Here is a 19,275-nt window from a genome sequence, read left to right as displayed (position 1 = left end):
AGGGTCAGTCGGCGTCGGCCAGGTCCGCGAGGGTGTGCCAGATGTCGGCCGTGACGCGGACCGCACCGTCCGTGTCGCCTTCGGCGCAGGCATCGATGAGCCGCTCGTGCAGTCCGGCCGAGCGGCATGAGCCGCCCTCGCCGAAGCGTCGTCGCTCCAGTCGGCGGATGAGCGGGGTGTAGCGGGCGACGGTGGCCGCGGCGGCGCGGTTGCCGCTGACCTGGACCAGGACGTCGTGCAGTTCGTCGTCGGCGCGCAGTGCCGCGTCCACGTCACCGGCACGCACGGCCGCGGCGAACCGGTCGTTGGCCGCGCGCATCACGTCAACGTCCGTGCCCCGCAGGAGCGGTACGGCGACTCGCGTCACCAACTCGTGCAGGGCACCGACGACCGCCGCCGCGTCCCTGACGTCGGCGGCCACGACCGGAGTCACCCGCGTGTAGCTCTGCGGCTTGCTCTCCAGGAGTCCCTCATCCACGAGCCGCGAGAACGCCTCCCGCACCGGCGCCCGCGACAGCCCGAGCCGCTCGGCAAGCTCGGCGTCCCGCACCACCGCGCCGGGTTCGATCTCCCCGGCGACGATGGCGTCGCGGATCGCTTCGTAGGCGCGGTCGCGGAGGAGGGTGCGGCGAACGGGCCGTAGGGCTTCCATGGCCGTAATGCTAGAACTGAAATGTTAGATGTCAATGCTTCCTGGTGTCTCAGGCAGCCCAGGGCCAGTCCGCGTCCCGGGCCGCCTCCAGCAGCGGCACCATCCGGAAGGCCGCGTCCGAGAGGCCGCCGAAGGTGTGTCGGCCCGCCTTGCCGGACGGGCCGTGGCCTGCCCGGTACCCGGCGAGGTTCCAGGTGTAGACCGGCACATGGGCCGGGATCTGCTCGGTCGGATCGCCGTGGTGGCTGTACTCGGCCTGCTCGTCGGTGATGATCAGCACCCGGTCCTGGCCCCGGTAGTGCGAGCGGACCGCCGAGGTGGTGTCGGTGCCGCCCAGGTCGCCGAAGCGGCCCAGGATCTTGAGCACCGACTCGCCCGCGCCGAAGTCCAGGCGCCTGCTCGTGGTGCCGAACTCGACGAGGTCCGCGTCCGCCGCCCGCAGCGCGAGCGCCGTGCCGAAGATCGCCGCCGCGTCGGCCCGGTTGAGCTCCGAGCGGTCGGACAGCCGCGAGAAGAACATCGAACCCGAACGGTCCACCAGCACCAGCGTGCGGCCCGGCAGCGCGGGCACGTTGGCCAGCGAGTGGCCGAGCGCCCGCTCCAGCGGGTACGACCAGCGCAGCGAGGGCGCGTGCTGGTACGCGGCGAGGTACCGGAAGGGGAACTGCCGCGAGCGCGCGACCTCCGCCGGGTCGCTGATCTTCGCCGCGACCCGTGCGGCGACCTCGTCCGAGACACCGGCCTCGTCGAAGTTGCGCAGGTTGCGGACCAGCGCCATCGAGCCCATGGAGGGGATGACGGCCTCCCAGGCCGCCCTGTCCATCGGGCCCTGGAGCCAGCCGGCCAGCGCCTCCCAGGTCATCCCGGCCGCCGCGAGCCGCTCCGCGCCGTTCGCCGCCGTGACGACCGCGCGCCGCTTCGCGACCGGCAGCGCCATCAACTCACGGTGGGCGGTGAGGACTTGGTTCGACACGGGCGGTACGGCGGTGTCCGGGTGGTGCCGCCGGTCCAGCGCGTACTGGAACAGCTCGCCCTGCCACGCCTTGTCCGGGTCCGGGGCCGCGTGCACGAGGTTGAGGATGTCGCCGAAGCGGTAGCCCTTGGACGCGGTGTCGTACTTCAGCAGCGACGTGCCGCCGTAGAGACGTCGTACGGCGTCGGCGACACCGCGCTTGACGGGCTTGGGGATGGCGCGGCCGTAGCGCGCGGTCCAGTACCCGAGCAGCTCGCCGGGCTCGTCCGGGCGCCGGAGCACGGAGTCGACGACCTGTCGGTTCGAGGGGCCGTCGGTGGCGCCGGCGTCGAGGCGGGCCTTCACGTACTCGGCGGCGCCCACGAGGGAGGCCGTACGGAGGTTGCCCTCGCCGCGCAGCCAGCCGAGCAGACCGGCCGTCCAGGCCGGGTCGGTGACGGCGAGCTCGCGCACGAGGTTCTCGAAGCGGTCGTCGCGGGCGGCGCCGGTCTCGTAAAAGGTCTGCTGGGACACGAAGTTGGCGACGGCGAGCAGGAAGAGCTCGGAGCGCGCGTCGCGCTCGCTGCCTCGGCCGCCCTGGTAGGTACGGAGCACTCGGCCCGTCGAGGTGACCCGCGAAGTGGGCTGGGCCTTCGCCGCCTTGGTGTTGAATCGCGCCATGGTGAATTCCCCCGAATTCCTTGGTGTTTCGGAGGAGGACGCAGCGAAAGGTGGATGCCCGAGTTCAGAAGGCGGCGACGGACTTGTCAGATGCTCTACCCAATTGAGCTACACCGACCCGAAGTCGATGACGGGACTCGAACCCGCAACCGTCTGGTCCAATGAAGTAACCGTTGCCTGCGCACCGGGCACCCACCATGAGCTGCGCCTCCCGAGATCAAGAACGGCTGCGGTGTCTTTTTCGGTTGCAACGAAGTAACCGCCGCCTGCGCACCGGGAGGTGCGTGCTGTTGTGATCTCAGAGTAGGAGGCACAGCTCCGGAGGGGCCAACCAATTAATTCCGTACGGGAGTTCAGCCGCGCTTCTGCCGCTTCCACGGCCCCGTGATCGCCAGCATGATCCCCGGCGTCTGGATGTTCGCGAACAGGGTCTTGCCGTCGGGTGAGAAGGTCACGCCCGTGAACTCGCTGTATTCGGGCTTCTCGGCGGTGCCGATGTTGAGTTCGTTGCGGGCGATGGGGTACGTGCGGCCGCTGTCGGTCGCGCCGAAGAGGTGCTGGACGCCCTCGCCGTCCTCGGCGATGACGAGGCCGCCGTAGGGAGAGACCGTGATGTTGTCGGGGCCGTCGAAGGCGCCGTCCACGGACGGGTCGGGGTTGACGCCGATGAGGACCTTCAGCGTCAGGGTGCGGCGCTTGGGGTCGTAGAACCAGACGGCGCCGTCGTGCTGGACGGGGCTCTCCGTGCGGGCGAACGAGGAGACGATGTACGTGCCGCCGTCACCCCACCACATGCCCTCCAGCTTGCGGGCGCGGGTGACCTCGCCGGCGGCGAACTGCTTGCGGACGGAGGTCGTTTTGGCGTCGCGGTCGGGGACCGTGATCCAGTCGACGCCGTAGACCGTGCCGATCTTCGTGGCGCGGGAGAGGTCGTCGATGAACTGGCCGCCGGAGTCGAAGCACTTGAAGGCTTCGAGGACGCCCGCGTTGTCGGCGAGGGTGCGGAGCTTGCCGCGGCCGTGGTGGAAGTGCTCGGGCGGGGTCCAGCGGTAGAGGAGGCCGTTCGGGTTGGCCGCGTCCTCCGTCAGGTAGAGGTGGCCGCGCTTGGGGTCGACCACCACCGCCTCGTGGGCGTAGCGGCCAAGTGCCTTGATCGGCTTGGGGTTCCGGTTGGCGCGGCGGTCGACGGGGTCGACCTCGAAGACGTAGCCGTGGTCCTTGGTGAAGCCGTTCGTGCCGGTCTTGTCCTCGGTCTCCTCGCAGGTGAGCCAGGTGTCCCAGGGGGTGTTGCCGCCCGCGCAGTTGGTGGCGGTGCCGGCGATGCCGACCCACTCGGCGACGTGGTCGCGGCGGACCTCGACGACCGTGCAGCCACCGGCCGCGGCGGGGTCGTAGACGAGGCCCTCGGTGAGCGGGACGGGGTGGGGCCAGTTGGCGCGGGGGCCGGCCAGCTCGTGGTTGTTGACGAGGAGGGTGGCGCCGCGCGGGCCGTCGAAGGTGGACGTGCCGTCGTGGTTGGAGGGGGTGAACTCGCCCGACTCCAGTGTGGTTTTGCCGCTGTAGGTGATGACGCGGTATTTGAAGCCGACGGGGAGGGCGAGGAGGCCGTCCGGGTCGGGGACCAGGGAGCCGTAGCCGACGCCGGGGTGGCCGTGTCCGTGTCCGGACGTCGACTGCTCGGCCGTGCTCTCGACGTCGGTGTCGGTGGAGGCGAGGGCGTTGGGTGCGGTGGCGAGGGCGCCGACGCTGCCCGCCAGCGCGACCCCGGCACCGGTCATCGCGGACTTTGCGGTGAAATCTCTGCGGGTGAGCGACATGGTGTCTCCTGTGACGGTGGGTGTGCCGTGGAGGGTGGCGGACCTCGGTCGGCGCCACGCTTCCGCCCATGTCTGAACAGGAGTTGAACACCGGTCGACTTCGCCGGGCTCTCTTCCATGAAGTCGTATGCGATCGGCCATGATCCCGTATGAGCTCGCCCATGGAAATCAAAAGCCATCCGGGTCGACACCGGCCCGGCTTCTGTGCCGGTCGGCTCAACTCCCTTGCTGGGAGCGTGCCTTGAAGGCCGCCTTCCGTGCTTCCTTCGCGATCCGCTTGTCCGGGTGCAGCCGGCCCATCGCCTCCAGGACGTCCGCGGTCGCCGGGTGGTCGACCCGCCAGGCCGCCGCGAAGAATCCGTTGTGCTGCTGGGCCAGGCCCTCCACCAGGGCCTGCAGCTCCTCGGAGTTGCCCTCGGCCGCCAGTTGCGCGGCGACCGTGTCGACGGTCAGCCAGAACACCAGCTCCTCGGAGGGCGCGGGGACGTCGCTCGCGCCGCGTTCGCTCAGCCAGACGCGGGCGAGGCCGCCCAGTTCGGGGTCGTCGAGCACCGCGCGCACGGCGGGCTCGGCCTCGCCGCCGACGAGGGAGAGCGCCTGCTGGCAGAGCAGCCGTCGTAGCGGCGCGCCGGCGTCCGCGCCGCGGGCCGCCGCCAGCAACTCCCTTGCGGCGTCGAGGGGTTCACGGCCGGCCAGCCACTGCTCGGTCTCGGCCCGCGCGGCCCCCTGCGGGAACCTGGAGGTCCCGTCGAGCAGCGCGTCCGCGCCCTTGTCCGCGAGTTCTCCCACGGCGGGGGCGGCGAAGCCGGCTTCGAGGAGGCGGGCGCGCAGGCCGTAGAGGCCGAGCGGGGTGAGCCGCACCATGCCGTAGCGGGTCACGTCGGTCTCGTCGACGGGTGCGGCGGGGCCGTCGGCCGACTCGTCGAGGTCGGCCATCAGGGCCTCGTCGACGGGCTGGTACTCGACGATGCCGACCGGTTCGAGGAGCCGGAACTGGTCGTCGAGGCGCATCATCGCGTCCGAGACCTGTTCCAGTACGTCGTTGGTGGGCTCGCCCATGTCGCTGGGCACGATCATCGACGCGGCCAGCGCGGGCAGCGGGACGGGGCCGTCGCCGGGGCCGTCCTCGTTGACGGTCAGCAGATAGAGGTTGCCGAGGACTCCGTCGAGGAACTCGGCCTCCGCCTCGGGGTCCCAGTCGAGTGACGAGAAATCGACCTCGCCGCCCTCGTCCATGGCGTCGACAAGACCGTCCAGATCGGGCACGCTCGCGTCCGCGAGGAGGGTGTCGAGGGCGCCGAGCCAGATGGCGAGCACGTCGTTCGGGGAGCCGGAGGTGAGCAGCGCCAGCTCCTCGCCGGCCGCCACGGTGCCCTCCTCCTCGTCGACGATCTCGACGAGCCCGGTGTCCACGGCGACCCGCCAGGCCTCGCTCGCGTCGGCCGCGGCGTCGTCGCCCGTCAGGCCGAGCAGCTCGGCCGCGGCGGGCAGTTGCTCGTCGACAAGGCTGCCACCGGCGTCGATGCGGGTGTCGGGTCCCGCCCAGCGGGCGAGCTGCGCGGCCCGGGCCAGCAGGGGGGTGGACAGCGCGTCGCGCGCCAGCTCCGCTTCGGAGTGCAGCCGCACCGGCGGCAAGGGGGAGCTGTCTGACATCGGTGGTTCTCCTAGGGCGCCTCGATGGCCGTACGACGGCCGTACACGACACACGACTCAGCCGCTCAGCCTAGACGGATTTCGACCCATGCCGCCCGGTTCACGTCCCGGCCACCAGGCGTACATGGCTGAAACCTTGACAACTGAGCGGCCCCGCAATGAGATTGACGCGCGTAGAAATGTCATGGACACCCAGTCCGGGTATCTTCTACGCGCGTCGCTACCGCCCCACCGGTCGCGGCTCCCACCGCCGCCGCACCAGCTCCACCCGTCCTGGCCATCCTCGTCCCGGCTCATGCATGTCCCCGGAGGGATCCCGTTGCCGAGCAAGTCCTCCGCGCGTCTCGCCGCGCTGACCGTCGCCGCCGTCTGTTCCGTGGCGTCCACGATCGTTCTCACCTCGCCCGCGCACGCCGACGGCGTGCGCATCCATGACATCCAGGGCACGACCCGGGTGTCCCCGTACGCCGGCCAGAAGGTCGCGGACGTACCGGGCATCGTCACGGGCGTCCGCACCTACGGCTCCTCCAAGGGCTTCTGGTTCCAGGACGCGACCCCGGACGACAACCCGGCCACCAGCGAGGGCGTCTTCGTCTTCACCAGCTCCACGCCGAAGGTCGCCGTCGGCGACTCGGTCACCGTCTCCGGCACGGTCTCCGAGTACGTCCCGGGCGGCGCCGCCACCGGCAACCAGGCGCTGACCGAGATCACCAAGCCGACGGTCACCGTCGTCTCCAGCGGCAACGCCGTACCGGCCGCCGTCGTGATCAGCGACCGGTCCGTGCCGAGCAGGTACACGCAGGCCGGCGACACCGCCGCGAGCAACTCGATCAACGCGCTGGCGCTCCAGCCGAAGAAGTACGCCCTGGACTACTACGAGTCCCTTGAGGGCATGAACGTCCAGGTCTCGAACGCGCGCGTGGTCACCGCGACCGACCCGTACGCGGAACTGTGGGTCACGGTGAAGCCGCACGAGAACGCCACCCCGAGCGGTGGCACCGTCTACGGCTCCTACGACTCGCAGAACGGCGGACGCCTCCAGATCCAGTCCCTCGGCGCGACGGCGGACTTCCCGGTCGTCAACGTCGGCGACAAGCTCACCGGCACCACGGCCGGCCCGCTGGACTTCAACCAGTACGGCGGCTACACCCTCGTCGCGAACGAGATCGGCACCGTGAAGAGCGGCGGCCTCAAGCGCGAGACGACGAAGAAGCAGTCGAAGGGCCAGCTCGCGGTGGCGACGTACAACGTCGAGAACCTCGACCCCTCGGACGGCACCTTCGCCGCGCACGCCGCCGCGATCGTGAACAACCTCCAGTCCCCCGACATCGTGTCCCTGGAGGAGATCCAGGACAACAACGGCGCGACGGACGACGGCACGGTCGACGCGAGCGTCACGGTCACCAAGCTGATCGACGCGATCGTCGCGGCGGGCGGTCCGAAGTACGACTGGCGCTCGATCAACCCGGTCAACGACCAGGACGGCGGCGAGCCCGGCGGCAACATCCGCCAGGTGTTCCTGTTCAACCCGCAGCGGGTCTCCTTCACCGACCGCGCGGGCGGCGACTCCACGACGGCCGTCGGTGTCACCAAGGTGCACGGCAAGGCCCAACTCACCGCGTCCCCGGGCCGGATCGACCCGGCCAACGCGGCCTGGAGCGCCAGCCGCAAGCCGCTCGCGGGCGAGTTCGTGTTCAAGGGCAGGACGGTCTTCGTGATCGCCAACCACCTGATCTCCAAGGGTGGCGACCAGCCCCTGACCGCGCAGTACCAGCCGGTCACCCGCAGCTCGGAGACCCAGCGCCACGCGCAGGCGACGGCGGTCAACGCCTTCGTCAAGGAGATCCTGGCCGCGCAGAAGGACGCGGACGTCATCACGCTCGGCGACATGAACGACTTCGAGTTCTCCGACACCGCGAAGATCCTCGAAGGCAGGGGCGAGCTGTACTCGGCGATCAAGTCCCTGCCGAAGAACGAGCGTTACACCTACGACTACCAGGGCAACGAGCAGGTCCTGGACCAGATCCTGATCAGCCCGTCGATCCGCAAGGACTGCTTCGAGTACGACAGCGTCCACATCAACTCGGAGTTCAACGACCAGATCAGCGACCACGACCCGCAGGTGCTGCGCTTCCAGCCGTAGCACCTACGGGGCCCACGGGGGGGCTCACGGGGGTGGATGGACGGGGTCCCGCCGACTTGCACCAGGTCAGGCGAAGGCCCCGTCCAGCCAGTTCCGCCAGGCGAGTTCGTTGGTCTTGGCGTCGGCGTCCGGGGCGAAGTCGTGGACACTGATGCCGACCGGGGCACCCCAGTGGTTGCGGCCGAAGAAGCGGATCAGCGCGCTTTCTGTGCGCAGCCCGATGAAGTACGGGTCGCGGAAGTCCATTACGGCGTCCAGGAGTTGGCCCTCGGGACCGCGCGCCTGGACCCGTGCCCCTTGCTCGACGTCGTCCGCGAGGCCCAGCGCCCGACCGACAACTCCGAAGGCGTCGGCGGCGGTTGAGGCGTCGGGGCCATCGAGGGTGGCGAACGCGACCGGGCGGCCCGCGAAATGAACGACGTACTCCCGCAGCGTGTGCAGATAGAACGCGTTGTGCTTGCGCGCGCCGTCGTACTGGTTGTCCCAGTCGTCGGTGAAGATCCCGCTGTGCACGTACCGCACCCAGGCCCGCCGGCCCTCGTCGCGGGGCTCGACGGTCTCGTCGATCTGGTTGAGGCTCTGGACCGGGAAACCGACGTCCTCGGTGCGGGCGGTGAGCCGGTGCGGCGGGTCGAAGTTCGTGAGTGTGGACCCGAAGGGCCCGACGCGCTTCTCACCGTCGAACTCCATCGGCCACAGCCATCCGCCTGTACCGGACGTGATGGCGTCCCACACCTCCCCCGGCGTGGCGTCGACCTCAAACTCGTAGACGATCTCGAATTCCTTGGACATGGCTCTGACTCCTGAGTCCTACTGGTCCAACTCCGGTACGGGGTGCGGCTGTTCCTTCACCGTGGGGTGGACGGCGACGATGATCCGATGGTCGCGGCCCTCCTCCGCCTCCCCCGCGTCGTACTTGCGGATGAGGGCGCTCACCCCGGCGGTCAGTTCCTGGATGAACGCGGCCCGGTCGGCGGCGGACGCGAAGCGCACCTCGCCGTCCAGCGCGTAGGTCGCCAGCCGCTTGTGGGCCTTGGTCGCCCCGGTGATCAGCGAACCGACGTCCCGCACCAGCCGGGCCCCGAGCGCCAGCAGCCAGCGTGCGGAGAGCTGGTCGCGGAAGCGGTCCGGGTCCGGCTGTACGGCGGCGAGCGCGAGCGGTGAGATGACGTACGACGCGGCGGTCGCGCGCATCAGCCGCTCGGTGACATTGCCCTTGCGGCGCTCCCCGGCCAGTTCGACCAGGCCGTGCCGCTCCAGCGCCTTGAGGTGGTAGTTCACCTTCTGCCGGGGCAGTCCGACCTTGCCGGCCAGCATGGTGGCGGACGCGGGCCCGGCGCCCAGCTCGGCGAGCAGCCGGGCCCTTATGGGGTCCAGCGAGACGGCTGCGGCCTCGGGGTCCTCGATCACGGTGACGTCCAGCATGCGTCCACCGTCTCACCGAACACTTTTTTTGTCCAGGGGGGTGGGGTTGTCGGTGGGAGGGGTTGTGGGTGGGTGTCGTCGTCGGTGGGAGGGGTTGTGGGTGGGTGTCGTCGTTGGTGGGAGGGGTTGTTGGTGGGGGGTTGGTGGGGGGTGTTGGTGGGTGAGGTTGTTGGTGGGGGGCGGTCATTCTGGACATGTTCTGTCGTGCACGGGGGGGGTGGCGGTGCCACGGAGGAGCACCGCACGGCGGCGGCTCTCGGCGAGGCGGTGTCCGGCCGCGTGCTGGTCATCGAGGCGGAGATCCGTGGCCTGATGAGAGGGAGTGTCCGCAGTTCCCCGGCCCGATCGCCCCCTCCCCCTCCCACTCCGGCCCCCGCTCCCATGCCGACCGAGAGCGAGGGCTACGACCGGGTCCGGTGGCGGCAGGTGAACTTTCCGGACGTGGCTGCCGAGGCCGAGTGCCGGCGGCGCGTCGCCGAAGCCGGCCTCCGGAAGGCCGCGTAGTCGCCGCGACATCCGTCATCGGACTACGGCACCAGGCCGAGGGCGTGGTCGTAGCGGCTGACCGTGGTGCTCTTCAGGCCGGGCCAGGTCTGGACGCGTTCCCAGAGCGCGGTGGCGGAGCCGATGCCGTCGCCGGGGGCCGCGAGGGCTTCCAGGTGGGCCTGGGCGCTGTCCCACTCGGCGTAGTTGAGGACGCGGGTGCCGTCGGCCGAGAGGTGGAAGTGGGCGGCGATACCGCCGGGGTGCGGCGCGGGTTCGTTCTCCAGGGCCTCGAACACGGCGTCCATCCAGGCCCGTTGGCGGTGGGGGTCGGACCCCTCGAACTCGACGTCGACGATCACGACGCACCCCGGTACCCGGCCACCGCGCCCGCTCTCGTCGGCCGGGCCGCCGCTGCGGTAGTGCCGGTAGCGGCCGAGGGCGAACCGTTCGATGCCCGGCACGGCGGTGTCGATCTCGTCGACGCGTTCCTGACGCCGGGTCCTGACGAAGGCCTCGTAGGCCTGCTCGCTCGCCCACTGCGAGTAGTGCAGCAGGGTCGAGGCGTCGTGCCCCGTGTAGAGGTGATACGCGAGGAGGTCATCGGCGGGCCACGGCCGGCGCTCCCAGGCGACGGCGACCGCCTCGACCGTCTTCCGCTGGCGCAGCGGTGTGCCGACGCGCCAGGTGCTGAAGAAGGGGGCGCCGACGCGGGGGTCGGAGAGGTCGGGGTGCGCGTCGGTACGACGGGTCATACGGGCCTCCGCTGATCGGTTCGGGTGGGTGCACCGACCAGCCTTCAACCTCGACCGATGTTGAGGTCAAGGGCCGGGCTGCCGCTGCGCCATGCGCCCTTCCAGCCGCGCCAACCTGCTCAGGAACCAGTCGAGCCGGGCCTGCAACAGGGCTGCCTCCGCGACGAGTTCGGGCACACCCAGCCCCTCAGGCAGTCCAGGATCGACGGTCATCGTTCCCGTGCCGCTCCCGGCCGCAGCCCGTCGCCCCGGACTACGACTGCGCCGTGCCCCCTTCCAGCCGCGCCAGCCGGCTCTGGAACCAATCCAGCCGCGCCTGCAACAAGGCTGCCTCCGCGACGAGTTCGGGCACGCCGAGGCCTTCGGGAAGGCCGGGATCGACGGTTGCCGTTTCCGTGTCGCTCCCGGTGGTGACTCGTAGTCCGTCTCCGGCCAGTCGGGCGAACGTGGTGGGTGAGATGGACGTACGGCCTTGGACGCAGCGTGCGCACGCGGCGGTCAGGGCGCGCCAACCGGGTCTGCCCCAACCGGCGTCGGCGAGGGCGACGGCGCGGGCGCCGCAGGTGCAGGGGCCGACGGTGGCGGTGCGGACGCGCTGGCGGGCGTAGCGGAAGCCGAGTTCGAAGCGGATGTAGGCGCCGAGCACGGTGATGTCGAGGAGGACTGCCGCGCGGTGCTCGGCGGTGCACAACAGGGCCTGTGCCGCTGCCCGTTCGTGCACGCAGTGGAAGCCGCAGTCGCAGCGTCGCGCGGGCGAACGGTGGTGGCGGCCGTAGACGCAGGACGCGTCGGCCACGACTCCGTACGGCAGCGCGCCGCCCAGCGACACACCGGTGAACCCGGCCCGGGTGCCGTCGTGGGACAGCACCGGGTGGGCGATCTTGAATCCGGTCGGCGGCTCCGTCGGGCGTTCCTCGGGGAGCCGCAGCCTCATCGGCCGGCCGGGACCTCTGCGGGCGTCTTCTCCTCCACCAACTCCGCGATCCCCTCGGGGAGTTCGAGCTCTTCCTCGTGGATCTGCGGCCGCTCTTGCGCGACTCCGGTGGCCAGTGCCTTGCCGAGCTTCATGACGCCTCCCGTGACCAGGGGTGGATCGACTTCCCACGTCGGTGACCTTCCTGGCCATGGTGACCCATGAGGGGGTCAATTGGACATAGGGCCTCTTGGACATAGGGCCTCGGGGGCCGGCCGCCGGGCGCCGGGCGCCGGGTCCGAATTTCGGTGGATTCTCCGTCGCGGGCGAGACACAATCCCCGTGGATCCGGGGCGAGGGGGAGCTTGTTGAGCCTGCTGGACGTGTTCGCGTGCGCCGGGTGCGGCACGGAGCTCACGGCGCCGGTGTCCCGGGTCGCCCTCCCCGTCCACGTCGACCACGGCCGGTGGGAGGAACTCCACCCTCCGCTGATGGAACCCGAGACGTACGCGGTCGACCCCCGGCCCACCGGACCGCCCTGGCGGCCGTGGAGCGAGGTCGGGGCGGACGCGGCTGCTCGGCAGGGCCTGTTCGCGCCCGTGTACTCCGTCTCCTTCGGCGCACGGAACAGGATCGTCGTCGCCCCCGGCGACTCCCGGTCCATGACCCTGATCCCCGACAAATGCGAGGGTTACTGCCGGGGCGTCGACGGCCGGTCCGGCCCCAATCTGGCGTGCCTGGGATGCGGACGGGCCGTCGCAACCCGCATGGACGACTGCGGAATGTGGCAGACGGTGTGGCTCGAACCCCACGAAGTCGCACGCCGCTCCTCAAGGCTCCCGGCCGGTCCGCCTCCCGACTGGGACGATCTGGCGCGCGCCGGGCATCGCGCCCCGCCTGTCGAACCGGACGGTTCGTGGAGCCGCCGGTGGGAGGCGGCGGTCGGGGTCGCACTGGCCCATCTCGTAGCCGTCACCGAGGACCGCCCGGTGAGTCTCCCGGCCGGTCCCGTCGCCGAACTGCTCGGCCACGCCGTCGGCCGCCACCTCCCCGCAGGCCCCGGAGCCCGGTCCGTGGAACTGGCCGGGCCGGGGGTCCGCCCGTCCCGGCCCCGCCCCGACATCCTTCTCGTCCCCCGCCACCCCCTCACCGGGGCATCCTGGCGTCCGCCGGACGACGACGGAGCCGTGGTGCCGCTGGACAGTGGGGTCTGGGCGTACCTCGCGCACCCCGGCGAGACCTCGCCGCTGCCCGCGACCGGGGGGCTCCCGGAGGGCGTCCTGCGCGACGACTACCCCCTGCGGGCGCGTCCTTGGTACCCGCTGACGGCCCACCCCCACGCCTTCGAGGACACCCTGGTCCGGCTGCCCGAGGTACGCGCCCCCCGGCTGCACGGATATCTCGACGCGTACCGCCGTGCCGTCTGGCCCGCATCGGCGGGCTGAGGCGAACCGGCCCGTCCGGCCCGGCATGGGGTGCCGGACACGCTGGACGTAGAGGACACGGAGGACGAGGAGGACGTAGAGGACACGGAGGACGCGCAGGACGCCTGGTCGGGCAGGCCGGTCTGCCGCGCAGCGGTTCGCTGCGGTCGGCTCCGCCGATAACCGCTGGCTCGCGCCCCGTCCCGTGCCGGAGGATTCCCGGTGTGACAGACACGGAACCCACCGAAGAAGAGGCGCCGGACGGGCTGTTGGGCTGGTGCCTGGTGGCCAACGTGGCGCAGGAGACCGCGCGCGGCGAGAGCGGTCTCGACATCCAGCGCGGCACGAAGCACTTCGCGGTGGGCACCCTGCTGTGGATCCCACCCGCGCGCTGGGACCCCGGTTGGGGCCGCTGGCACGCGGTCGGGAGACACCGGGGAAACAGCCGCCGGTACGTCAACATGGTCGTGCGCCTGGACGACCTGGAGAACTTCCGGGTCAAGGGCGTCTACAGCGAAGGTCTCGTCCGCGGCCTCAACGGCTACGACCACGACCCGGCCGCCCCACGAACCCTGCGTCGTCCGTGGACGCGCGAGCGGGCCCAGAACTGGGCGGACGGCTGGAACAACCCCCGTGAGGGCATCGTCATCGACGGCCGACGGTATCCGCGGGTCTCCGTTCCCAACCCGCCGCCGGCTGAGCTCCAGGTCGGCGGCGACATCCTGCACCTCGCCCACTACGGCCCCCGGGGACCTCACTACAGTCGCATGCCCCCTCCCATGGAGTGGGTCCCCGAGACCTGAGACGTGGCGCTCATCATCGCGCAGCATCTCTTACCAATATCGGGTAGAAGAATTAAGTGGAGCTTCACTGTCGCGCTGCCGAGACTACTCCCATGACGAACCCCGCGACCTCCGCCCCGCCTCCCTTCGGCCGCGCCCTGTGCGCGATGGTCACGCCCTTCACCGAGGCGGGGGCGCTCGACCTCGACGGTGCCCAACTCCTCGCCGGGCGGCTGGTGTCGGAGGGGTGTGACGGGCTCGTGCTGTCCGGGACGACCGGTGAGTCGCCGACCACGACGGACGCGGAGAAGTCGGCGCTCGTCACGGCCGTCCGCGAGGCCGTCGGCGACGGTGTCCCCCTCGTCTCCGGCGTCGGCACCTTCGACACCCGGCACACCGTGGAACTCGCCCGGCAGGCCGAAAAGGCGGGCGCGGACGGGGTGTTGGTGGTGTCGCCGTACTACAGCAGGCCTCCGCAGGACGCCCTGGAGGCACACTTCCGCGAGGTCGCCGACAGCTCGGGACTGCCTCTGATGCTCTACGACATCCCGGGCCGCACCGGCACCCGTATCGAGCCGGAGACCATGATCCGGCTCGCCGACCACCCCCGGATCGTCGCGGTCAAGGACTGCTCCTACGACTTCCTGGGCGTCCAGAAGGTGCTGGCCCGCACGGAGTTGGCGTACTACACGGGGTGCGACGAACACATCCTCGCGCTGTACGCGGTGGGCGGAGTGGGGTATGTGAGCACGGTCGCGAACGTCGTCCCGGCCCAACTCCGGGCGATCCTCGACGCGTTCGAGGCGGGCGACACCCCCGTGTCCGCCCGCCTCCAGCAACGCGCCACGCCGCTCATCGAGTTGACGATGGCGGCGGGGCTGCCCGGCATGGTGACGGTCAAGGCGCTACTCAACTCCCTGGGCCTGCCCGGAGGCTCGGTCCGCGCACCGCTGCTGCCCGCCGGCCGGGACGCGGTCGGCGGGCTGCTGGCGGCGTACGAGGAGTTCGTGGCCGGCTGATCGGCACTTTGTCGGTCAGCGCTCCGCGAACACGGGCTCCCACCGTCCGGAGCTGTTGTCGAGGTTGGTGCCGGAGTCCTTGCGGAAGCCGCTCAGCGGTACCTCCTTGTCGCTGCCGATGGTGACCAGCACGAGCCGCTGGTGGTACTCGCTCTCCTTCGCGCCCTTACCGATGTCCCAGGCTACGAGTGTCCTGTCGTCGGCCCAGGCCAGCAGTTGCTGCCCGCGGATCTCGGTCCTCGCGCCGGTGGCGGAGTCGATGACGTAGGACGAGGTGTGCCATTTCTTTCCCGCGAAGGCACCGGCGACGAGCTTGCCGCTCGGCGAATCCAACGCCTCGACGGACCAGTCCAGGTACTTCTCGTTGTCCGGTACGGGCATCGCGGCTCCCGTGAGGTCCCAGAACTGCTTGCCGATGTCGCCCATGGGGTTCCCGGCCCAGACGTACCGGCCGTCCCTGCTGAGGGAGAAGTCCTGGCGGGAGTTGATGAAGCCACCGCTCATGGGGTCGCCCGCGTCGGCGCCGAGCTTCACCTCGCCCCACGAGCCCTTGCCGGAGGCCACGTCGAGGACGTAGAAGCCGGTGCGGCTCGACGGCTGCTTCCCCATCCAGCCGTCGGAGCCCTTGGGCTTCTCCATCAGGTCGGGATTCGCGCCGTAGGTCGTCGCGACGAGTTTCCGTCCGTCGTGCGAGAACTCCAGCCCCGCGACCCCGTGGTCGACCTGGATCCACCGTTCGACCTCGCCGGTGGTCAGGTCGAGCAGGCCGATCCGGGAGGCGGGCAGGGACTTCTCCAGGACGGCCGCGGTCTTCATACCGGGTGCGACGGCGACGACCGACCACCGAGGGGCCTTCACATACTTCTCGGTCTTCGGGTCGAGCAGCCAGTAGGCGCGCTCGGACACGGCTTCCGTGGCCGACCGCTTGACGGTGGTCGGAACGTAGTAGGCGGCAAGTGCCGTGTTCCCGGCCGCGATCAGGTCACGCGGCGGCGACTGGCTCGGATGGGCGCTGACTCCCTGCTGCTCCACGACACCCGACGGGCGGACGTCGTCCTTGCCGGAGTCCAGCAGGGGCACGGCCACCGCGATGGCGACCACTGCGGCCGTGGCGGCGGCGACGCTCACGAGCCGGCGGTTGCGGCGGCGCCGTCGGACGGCCAGTACCGAGTCGGCGAACCCCGGTCCCGCCGGGGGCTGTTCGACGGCCTGCTCGCGCAGCGCGTCGCGGAGGAGTTCCTCGACGTTCACGGACGCACCTCCACGGGTGAGTAGTCGCGGGACGGTTGAAGCTCGATGTCGGCGAGGCCCAGAGCGGCCAACTCCGGCGCGAGGACGCGCAGTCGGGCCAGGGAGCGGTGGGTGGTGGACCGTACGGTGCCTACCGAGCAGCCGAGGAGACGCGCCACGTCGGCCTCCGGCAGATCCTCGAAGTAACGCAGCACGAGCACGGTGCGCTGGCGGGCGGTGAGCCGGGACAGCGCCTCGCGCATGACCAGGCGCAGTTCGGCCGCGGCCGCCGCGTCGACGCCCGCACCCGCCTCGGGCGGTTCGGCCACGCTGACCTCGCGCCTGCGCCACTTCAGCCGCCAGCGGCTGACCTGCTGGCGGTAGAGGATCCGCCGGACATAGGCCTCGGGTTCATCGATCCGCTGCCAGCGCCCGGCCGCCTTCACGAGGGCGTTCTGCAGCAGGTCCTCACCGGCGTGCCGGTCTCCCCCGCAGAGCAGCACGGCCGACTTCAGCAGGGCCGACGACCTGCTGTCCACGAAGTCCCGGAAACTCTCCAGCCCTTCGGCATTCATCGTCACCTTCTCTTCCCCGGCGGTGCCCGTGCCCCGCCCCTGTGCCCCTAGTGACGCTCAAGGGGGCGAGCGGCTATGCCTCTCGCCCCGAGAAATTTCCGCCCACCTCGCACAACCGCTGTCCTACGGTGGCCACATGAGCCGCCGCCCCCTGCTGTTCCTCGACGTCGACGGCCCCCTCAACCCGTACGCCGCGCAGCCGGAGCGCCGCCCCGAGGGTTACACGACGATCAGGGCCGCCGTGCGACCGGGCCGCCCGCTCCGGGTCTGGCTGAACCCCGCGCACGGACCGGCACTTCTCGCTCTCGGCTACGACCTCTGCTGGGCGACCACGTGGATGGACACCGCGAACCGCTGGATCGCCCCGGTCGTCGGCCTGCCCGAGTTGCCGTACGTCGACTTCGGCGACCGGCTGTTCGTCGAGCGGCCCGACGGGGTGCACTGGAAGACGGAGGCGATCGTGGCGTACGCCGAGGGCCGTCCGTTCGCCTGGGTGGACGACGAACAGGGCGCGGCGGACGACGAGTTCGTGGCCGCCCGTCATCCCGGTCCTGCGCTGCTCCATCACGTGAATCCCCGACTCGGGCTGCGCGAGGGGGACTTCACGGCGTTGGCGGAGTTCGCCGCGGCCCTGCGGACATGAGTGAGCGCCCTCCCGGAAGATCGAAGGGCGCTCGACTCGCGTCACGGTACTGCTAGTTGTGGCTGTGCAGGATCTCGTTCAGGCCGCCCCAGACCGCGTTGTTCGGGCGGGCCTCGACCGTGCCGGTGACCGAGTTGCGGCGGAAGAGGATGTTGGAGGCGCCGGAGAGTTCGCGGGCCTTGACGATCTGGCCGTCGGGCATCGTGACGCGGGTGCCCGCCGTGACGTAGAGGCCGGCCTCGACGACGCACTCGTCGCCGAGCGCGATGCCGACGCCCGCCTCGGCGCCGACCAGGCAGCGCTCGCCGATGGTGATGCGGACGTTGCCGCCGCCGGACAACGTGCCCATCGTGGACGCGCCGCCGCCGATGTCCGAGCCGTCGCCGACCACGACACCGGCGGAGATCCGGCCCTCGACCATCGACGTGCCGAGCGTGCCGGCGTTGAAGTTGACGAAGCCCTCGTGCATGACCGTGGTGCCCTCGGCGAGGTGCGCGCCCAGGCGGACCCGGTCGGCGTCGGCGATGCGGACGCCCTTGGGGGCCACGTAGTCCGTCATGCGCGGGAACTTGTCGATGGACGTGACCTGGAGGTGCAAGCCCTCGGCGCGCGCGTTCAGCCGGACCGTCTCGACGTCGTCGACGGCGACCGGGCCGAGCGAGGTCCAGGCGACGTTCGCGAGGAAGCCGAACATGCCGTCCAGGCTCTGGCCGTGCGGCTTGACCAGCCGGTGCGAGAGGAGGTGCAGGCGCAGGTAGACGTCGTGCGCGTCGAGCGGCTTGTCGTCGAGGGAGGCGATGACCGTGCGGACCGCGATCACTTCGACGCCCCGGCGGGCGTCCGGGCCGAGCGCCTTGGCCGCGCCTTCACCGAGCAGTTCCACGGCACGCTCGGCGGACAGCCGCTCGGTGTCGGCGGGGCCGGGTTCGGCGGACAGTTCGGGCGCGGGGAACCAGGTGTCGAGAACGGTCCCGTCGGCGGCGACGGTGGCGAGCCCGGCGGCAACGGCGCCGGTGGTGCGAGGTGCGGTCGTGTCGGTCATGAGGGAAACCTAACCTGGCGGAGGTGGCGGGGACCAACTCGTCCACGGGGCGTCTCAGGGAACGACACGCACGGCTCCCGCCGACGCCGGCCACGGGCGCCCCGCACACCCCTCGGCACGGGGGCACAGGCAGTCGCGTCAGCTCTCCGCCGGCCTCGGGATCACCCGCCCCAGCACCTCGCGCGCGAACTCCTCGTCGTACGCCGCGTCCGTCAGCAGCACCTGGAGACAGATCCCGTCCATCAGCGCGACCAGCGCCCGCGCGGTCAACGGGTCGGTGCGCCGGGCGAGTTGCTCGGCGAGGTCCCGGGCCCACTCGTCGGCGACGGGGCGCAGCGCGGGGCGGCGCAGGGCGGCCAGATACAGCTCGTACTCCAGCTCTACGCCCGTGCGGTCGCCCGCGAGCCACTCCCCCATCCAGCCGGCGAGTTCCCCGGCCAGGTCGGTACGCGGGTCCTGAAGGCCGCCCCGCGCGGCGATCACCTTGGCGAAGCCCTCGTTGGCCTGGCGCAGTGCGGCGACCATCAGTTCGTCGAGGGTCGTGAAGTGGTACGTCGTCGAGCCGAGCGGCACATCGGCCTCGGCGGCGACGGAGCGGTGGCTGAGGCCGGCGATGCCCTTCGCCCCGACCACCCGGATCGCCGCGTCGATGATCCGCTGCCGCCGCTCGGGGTCGTAGCGCCGGGCCATCAGTGCGCGCCGCCGAGGTTGAGGACCACGACCCCGACGATGATCAGCGCGATGCCGGCCGCCTTCGTGACCGTCATCCCCTCGCCCAGGAACACCGTCCCGATGGCCACAATGGCGGCGGTGCCGAGGCCGGCCCAGATCGCGTAGGCCGTACCGACCGACATGGACTTCAGCGTCTGCGCGAGCAGCGCGAAGGAGAGCACGTATCCGAGGACCGTGAGAACCGAGGGCCACAGCCGGCTGAAGCCGTGGCTGAACTTCATGGCGGTGGTGCCGCCCACCTCCGCGGCGATCGCCGTGAGGAGCATCAGGAATCCCATGCGTACGAGTGTACATAACGAAATCTCGTAGAAACCGCTCGCTGAAACGGCTGCTCGCACGCCTCTCACTCCACTA

General features: G+C 70.9%; 20 protein-coding genes. 5 read left to right on the top strand and 15 right to left on the bottom strand.

The annotated features are described in order from the left end of the window. Positions 1–4 precede the first annotated feature (4 nt). The 4 genes from ACIRRY_RS38915 to ACIRRY_RS38900 all read right to left on the bottom strand — a co-directional run bounded on the left by ACIRRY_RS38915 (position 5) and on the right by ACIRRY_RS38900 (position 5,755). Positions 5–652, bottom strand: a complete 648-nt coding sequence (locus tag ACIRRY_RS38915; RefSeq protein ID WP_403982685.1) for a GntR family transcriptional regulator — start codon at positions 650–652, stop codon at positions 5–7. Between the two features lie 49 nt (positions 653–701). Then, entirely contained in the window at positions 702–2,285 is a 1,584-nt protein-coding gene (locus ACIRRY_RS38910) for a TROVE domain-containing protein (RefSeq protein ID WP_403982683.1), read from the bottom strand. A gap of 353 nt (positions 2,286–2,638) precedes the next feature. Next, positions 2,639–4,102, bottom strand: a complete 1,464-nt coding sequence (locus ACIRRY_RS38905) for an alkaline phosphatase PhoX (RefSeq protein WP_403982681.1) — start codon at positions 4,100–4,102, stop codon at positions 2,639–2,641. Positions 4,103–4,318: 216 nt separating this feature from the next. Beyond that, the gene (locus ACIRRY_RS38900; protein ID WP_403982678.1) at positions 4,319–5,755 is read right to left on the bottom strand and encodes a hypothetical protein; all 1,437 of its coding nucleotides are present in this window, start codon (positions 5,753–5,755) and stop codon (positions 4,319–4,321) included. A 319-nt stretch (positions 5,756–6,074) separates the two neighbouring features. On the opposite strand from ACIRRY_RS38900, the gene ACIRRY_RS38895 reads away from it, so the two are divergent. Beyond that, positions 6,075–7,898, top strand: coding sequence for an endonuclease/exonuclease/phosphatase family protein (locus tag ACIRRY_RS38895; protein ID WP_403982676.1), 1,824 nt, complete (start codon positions 6,075–6,077; stop codon positions 7,896–7,898). Between the two features lie 66 nt (positions 7,899–7,964). On the opposite strand, the gene ACIRRY_RS38890 is transcribed toward ACIRRY_RS38895, so the two are convergent. The 6 genes from ACIRRY_RS38890 to ACIRRY_RS38865 form a co-directional block, all read right to left on the bottom strand. Continuing rightward, positions 7,965–8,690, bottom strand: coding sequence for an SRPBCC domain-containing protein (locus ACIRRY_RS38890; RefSeq protein WP_403982674.1), 726 nt, complete (start codon positions 8,688–8,690; stop codon positions 7,965–7,967). Between the two features lie 18 nt (positions 8,691–8,708). Beyond that, positions 8,709–9,323, bottom strand: coding sequence for an ArsR/SmtB family transcription factor (locus tag ACIRRY_RS38885; RefSeq protein ID WP_403982672.1), 615 nt, complete (start codon positions 9,321–9,323; stop codon positions 8,709–8,711). Between the two features lie 527 nt (positions 9,324–9,850). Further along, positions 9,851–10,561 carry an antibiotic biosynthesis monooxygenase gene (locus ACIRRY_RS38880; protein WP_403982670.1) on the bottom strand — a complete coding sequence of 237 codons (711 nt, stop codon included), beginning with the start codon at positions 10,559–10,561 and terminating at the stop codon, positions 9,851–9,853. Between the two features lie 66 nt (positions 10,562–10,627). Next, the gene (locus tag ACIRRY_RS38875) at positions 10,628–10,774 is read right to left on the bottom strand and encodes a hypothetical protein (protein WP_403982667.1); all 147 of its coding nucleotides are present in this window, start codon (positions 10,772–10,774) and stop codon (positions 10,628–10,630) included. Between the two features lie 40 nt (positions 10,775–10,814). Then, positions 10,815–11,495, bottom strand: coding sequence for a hypothetical protein (locus ACIRRY_RS38870; protein WP_403982665.1), 681 nt, complete (start codon positions 11,493–11,495; stop codon positions 10,815–10,817). Beyond that, positions 11,492–11,629, bottom strand: a complete 138-nt coding sequence (locus tag ACIRRY_RS38865) for a hypothetical protein (RefSeq protein ID WP_403982664.1) — start codon at positions 11,627–11,629, stop codon at positions 11,492–11,494. The genes ACIRRY_RS38870 and ACIRRY_RS38865 overlap by 4 nt, the downstream gene beginning before the upstream one ends. Positions 11,630–11,851: 222 nt before the next feature. On the opposite strand from ACIRRY_RS38865, the gene ACIRRY_RS38860 reads away from it, so the two are divergent. From ACIRRY_RS38860 to dapA, 3 genes are all read left to right on the top strand, one after another. Continuing rightward, on the top strand, positions 11,852–12,919 hold the full coding sequence (locus ACIRRY_RS38860; RefSeq protein ID WP_403983027.1) for a hypothetical protein: 1,068 nt from the start codon (positions 11,852–11,854) through the stop codon (positions 12,917–12,919). A 203-nt stretch (positions 12,920–13,122) separates the two neighbouring features. Then, the gene (locus ACIRRY_RS38855; RefSeq protein WP_403982662.1) at positions 13,123–13,701 is read left to right on the top strand and encodes a hypothetical protein; all 579 of its coding nucleotides are present in this window, start codon (positions 13,123–13,125) and stop codon (positions 13,699–13,701) included. Positions 13,702–13,793: 92 nt separating this feature from the next. Next, on the top strand, positions 13,794–14,699 hold the full coding sequence (dapA, locus tag ACIRRY_RS38850; RefSeq protein WP_403982659.1) for a 4-hydroxy-tetrahydrodipicolinate synthase: 906 nt from the start codon (positions 13,794–13,796) through the stop codon (positions 14,697–14,699). Positions 14,700–14,714: 15 nt separating this feature from the next. Here dapA and ACIRRY_RS38845 read toward each other — a convergent pair whose 3' ends face one another. Continuing rightward, a complete protein-coding gene (locus ACIRRY_RS38845) occupies positions 14,715–15,950 on the bottom strand; it encodes a WD40 repeat domain-containing protein (RefSeq protein WP_403982656.1) in 1,236 nt (411 codons plus the stop codon). Further along, the gene (locus ACIRRY_RS38840) at positions 15,947–16,504 is read right to left on the bottom strand and encodes a SigE family RNA polymerase sigma factor (RefSeq protein ID WP_403982654.1); all 558 of its coding nucleotides are present in this window, start codon (positions 16,502–16,504) and stop codon (positions 15,947–15,949) included. The genes ACIRRY_RS38845 and ACIRRY_RS38840 overlap by 4 nt, the downstream gene beginning before the upstream one ends. Positions 16,505–16,640: 136 nt before the next feature. Between ACIRRY_RS38840 and ACIRRY_RS38835 the strand changes: the two genes are divergently transcribed. Further along, on the top strand, positions 16,641–17,147 hold the full coding sequence (locus ACIRRY_RS38835) for a hypothetical protein (protein WP_403982651.1): 507 nt from the start codon (positions 16,641–16,643) through the stop codon (positions 17,145–17,147). A 52-nt stretch (positions 17,148–17,199) separates the two neighbouring features. Here the strand turns inward: ACIRRY_RS38835 and dapD are convergent, their stop codons facing one another. From dapD to ACIRRY_RS38820, 3 genes are all read right to left on the bottom strand, one after another. Beyond that, a complete protein-coding gene (dapD, locus tag ACIRRY_RS38830; protein ID WP_403982648.1) occupies positions 17,200–18,189 on the bottom strand; it encodes a 2,3,4,5-tetrahydropyridine-2,6-dicarboxylate N-succinyltransferase in 990 nt (329 codons plus the stop codon). 138 nt (positions 18,190–18,327) lie between these two features. After that, complete coding sequence (locus tag ACIRRY_RS38825) at positions 18,328–18,879, bottom strand: TetR/AcrR family transcriptional regulator (RefSeq protein ID WP_403982645.1); 552 nt, start codon at positions 18,877–18,879, stop codon at positions 18,328–18,330. Next, positions 18,879–19,199, bottom strand: a complete 321-nt coding sequence (locus ACIRRY_RS38820; protein ID WP_403982643.1) for a DMT family transporter — start codon at positions 19,197–19,199, stop codon at positions 18,879–18,881. The genes ACIRRY_RS38825 and ACIRRY_RS38820 overlap by 1 nt, the downstream gene beginning before the upstream one ends. Positions 19,200–19,275: the final 76 nt, after the last annotated feature.

It is taken from the genome of Streptomyces sp. NPDC101776, from assembly GCF_044766845.1.
GTDB lineage: Bacteria > Actinomycetota > Actinomycetes > Streptomycetales > Streptomycetaceae > Streptomyces.
The sequence above is the reverse complement of the archived record's forward strand: the minus strand, read 5'-3'. Positions and strand labels throughout refer to the sequence as shown.

Bases quoted from the DNA above. Each gene is read 5' to 3' on its own strand.
- ACIRRY_RS38915 (WP_403982685.1), bottom strand. From the start codon at position 652: ATGGAAGCCCTACGGCCCGTTCGCCGCACCCTCCTCCGCGACCGCGCC.
- ACIRRY_RS38905 (WP_403982681.1), bottom strand. From the start codon at position 4,102: ATGTCGCTCACCCGCAGAGATTTCACCGCAAAGTCCGCGATGACCGGT.
- ACIRRY_RS38900 (WP_403982678.1), bottom strand. From the start codon at position 5,755: ATGTCAGACAGCTCCCCCTTGCCGCCGGTGCGGCTGCACTCCGAAGCG.
- ACIRRY_RS38890 (WP_403982674.1), bottom strand. From the start codon at position 8,690: ATGTCCAAGGAATTCGAGATCGTCTACGAGTTTGAGGTCGACGCCACG.
- ACIRRY_RS38910 (WP_403982683.1), bottom strand. From the start codon at position 2,285: ATGGCGCGATTCAACACCAAGGCGGCGAAGGCCCAGCCCACTTCGCGG.
- dapD (WP_403982648.1), bottom strand. From the start codon at position 18,189: ATGACCGACACGACCGCACCTCGCACCACCGGCGCCGTTGCCGCCGGG.
- ACIRRY_RS38880 (WP_403982670.1), bottom strand. From the start codon at position 10,561: ATGACCCGTCGTACCGACGCGCACCCCGACCTCTCCGACCCCCGCGTC.
- ACIRRY_RS38865 (WP_403982664.1), bottom strand. From the start codon at position 11,629: ATGAAGCTCGGCAAGGCACTGGCCACCGGAGTCGCGCAAGAGCGGCCG.
- ACIRRY_RS38840 (WP_403982654.1), bottom strand. From the start codon at position 16,504: ATGAATGCCGAAGGGCTGGAGAGTTTCCGGGACTTCGTGGACAGCAGG.
- ACIRRY_RS38875 (WP_403982667.1), bottom strand. From the start codon at position 10,774: ATGACCGTCGATCCTGGACTGCCTGAGGGGCTGGGTGTGCCCGAACTC.
- ACIRRY_RS38885 (WP_403982672.1), bottom strand. From the start codon at position 9,323: ATGCTGGACGTCACCGTGATCGAGGACCCCGAGGCCGCAGCCGTCTCG.
- ACIRRY_RS38835 (WP_403982651.1), top strand. From the start codon at position 16,641: ATGAGCCGCCGCCCCCTGCTGTTCCTCGACGTCGACGGCCCCCTCAAC.
- dapA (WP_403982659.1), top strand. From the start codon at position 13,794: ATGACGAACCCCGCGACCTCCGCCCCGCCTCCCTTCGGCCGCGCCCTG.
- ACIRRY_RS38820 (WP_403982643.1), bottom strand. From the start codon at position 19,199: ATGGGATTCCTGATGCTCCTCACGGCGATCGCCGCGGAGGTGGGCGGC.
- ACIRRY_RS38825 (WP_403982645.1), bottom strand. From the start codon at position 18,879: ATGGCCCGGCGCTACGACCCCGAGCGGCGGCAGCGGATCATCGACGCG.
- ACIRRY_RS38870 (WP_403982665.1), bottom strand. From the start codon at position 11,495: ATGAGGCTGCGGCTCCCCGAGGAACGCCCGACGGAGCCGCCGACCGGA.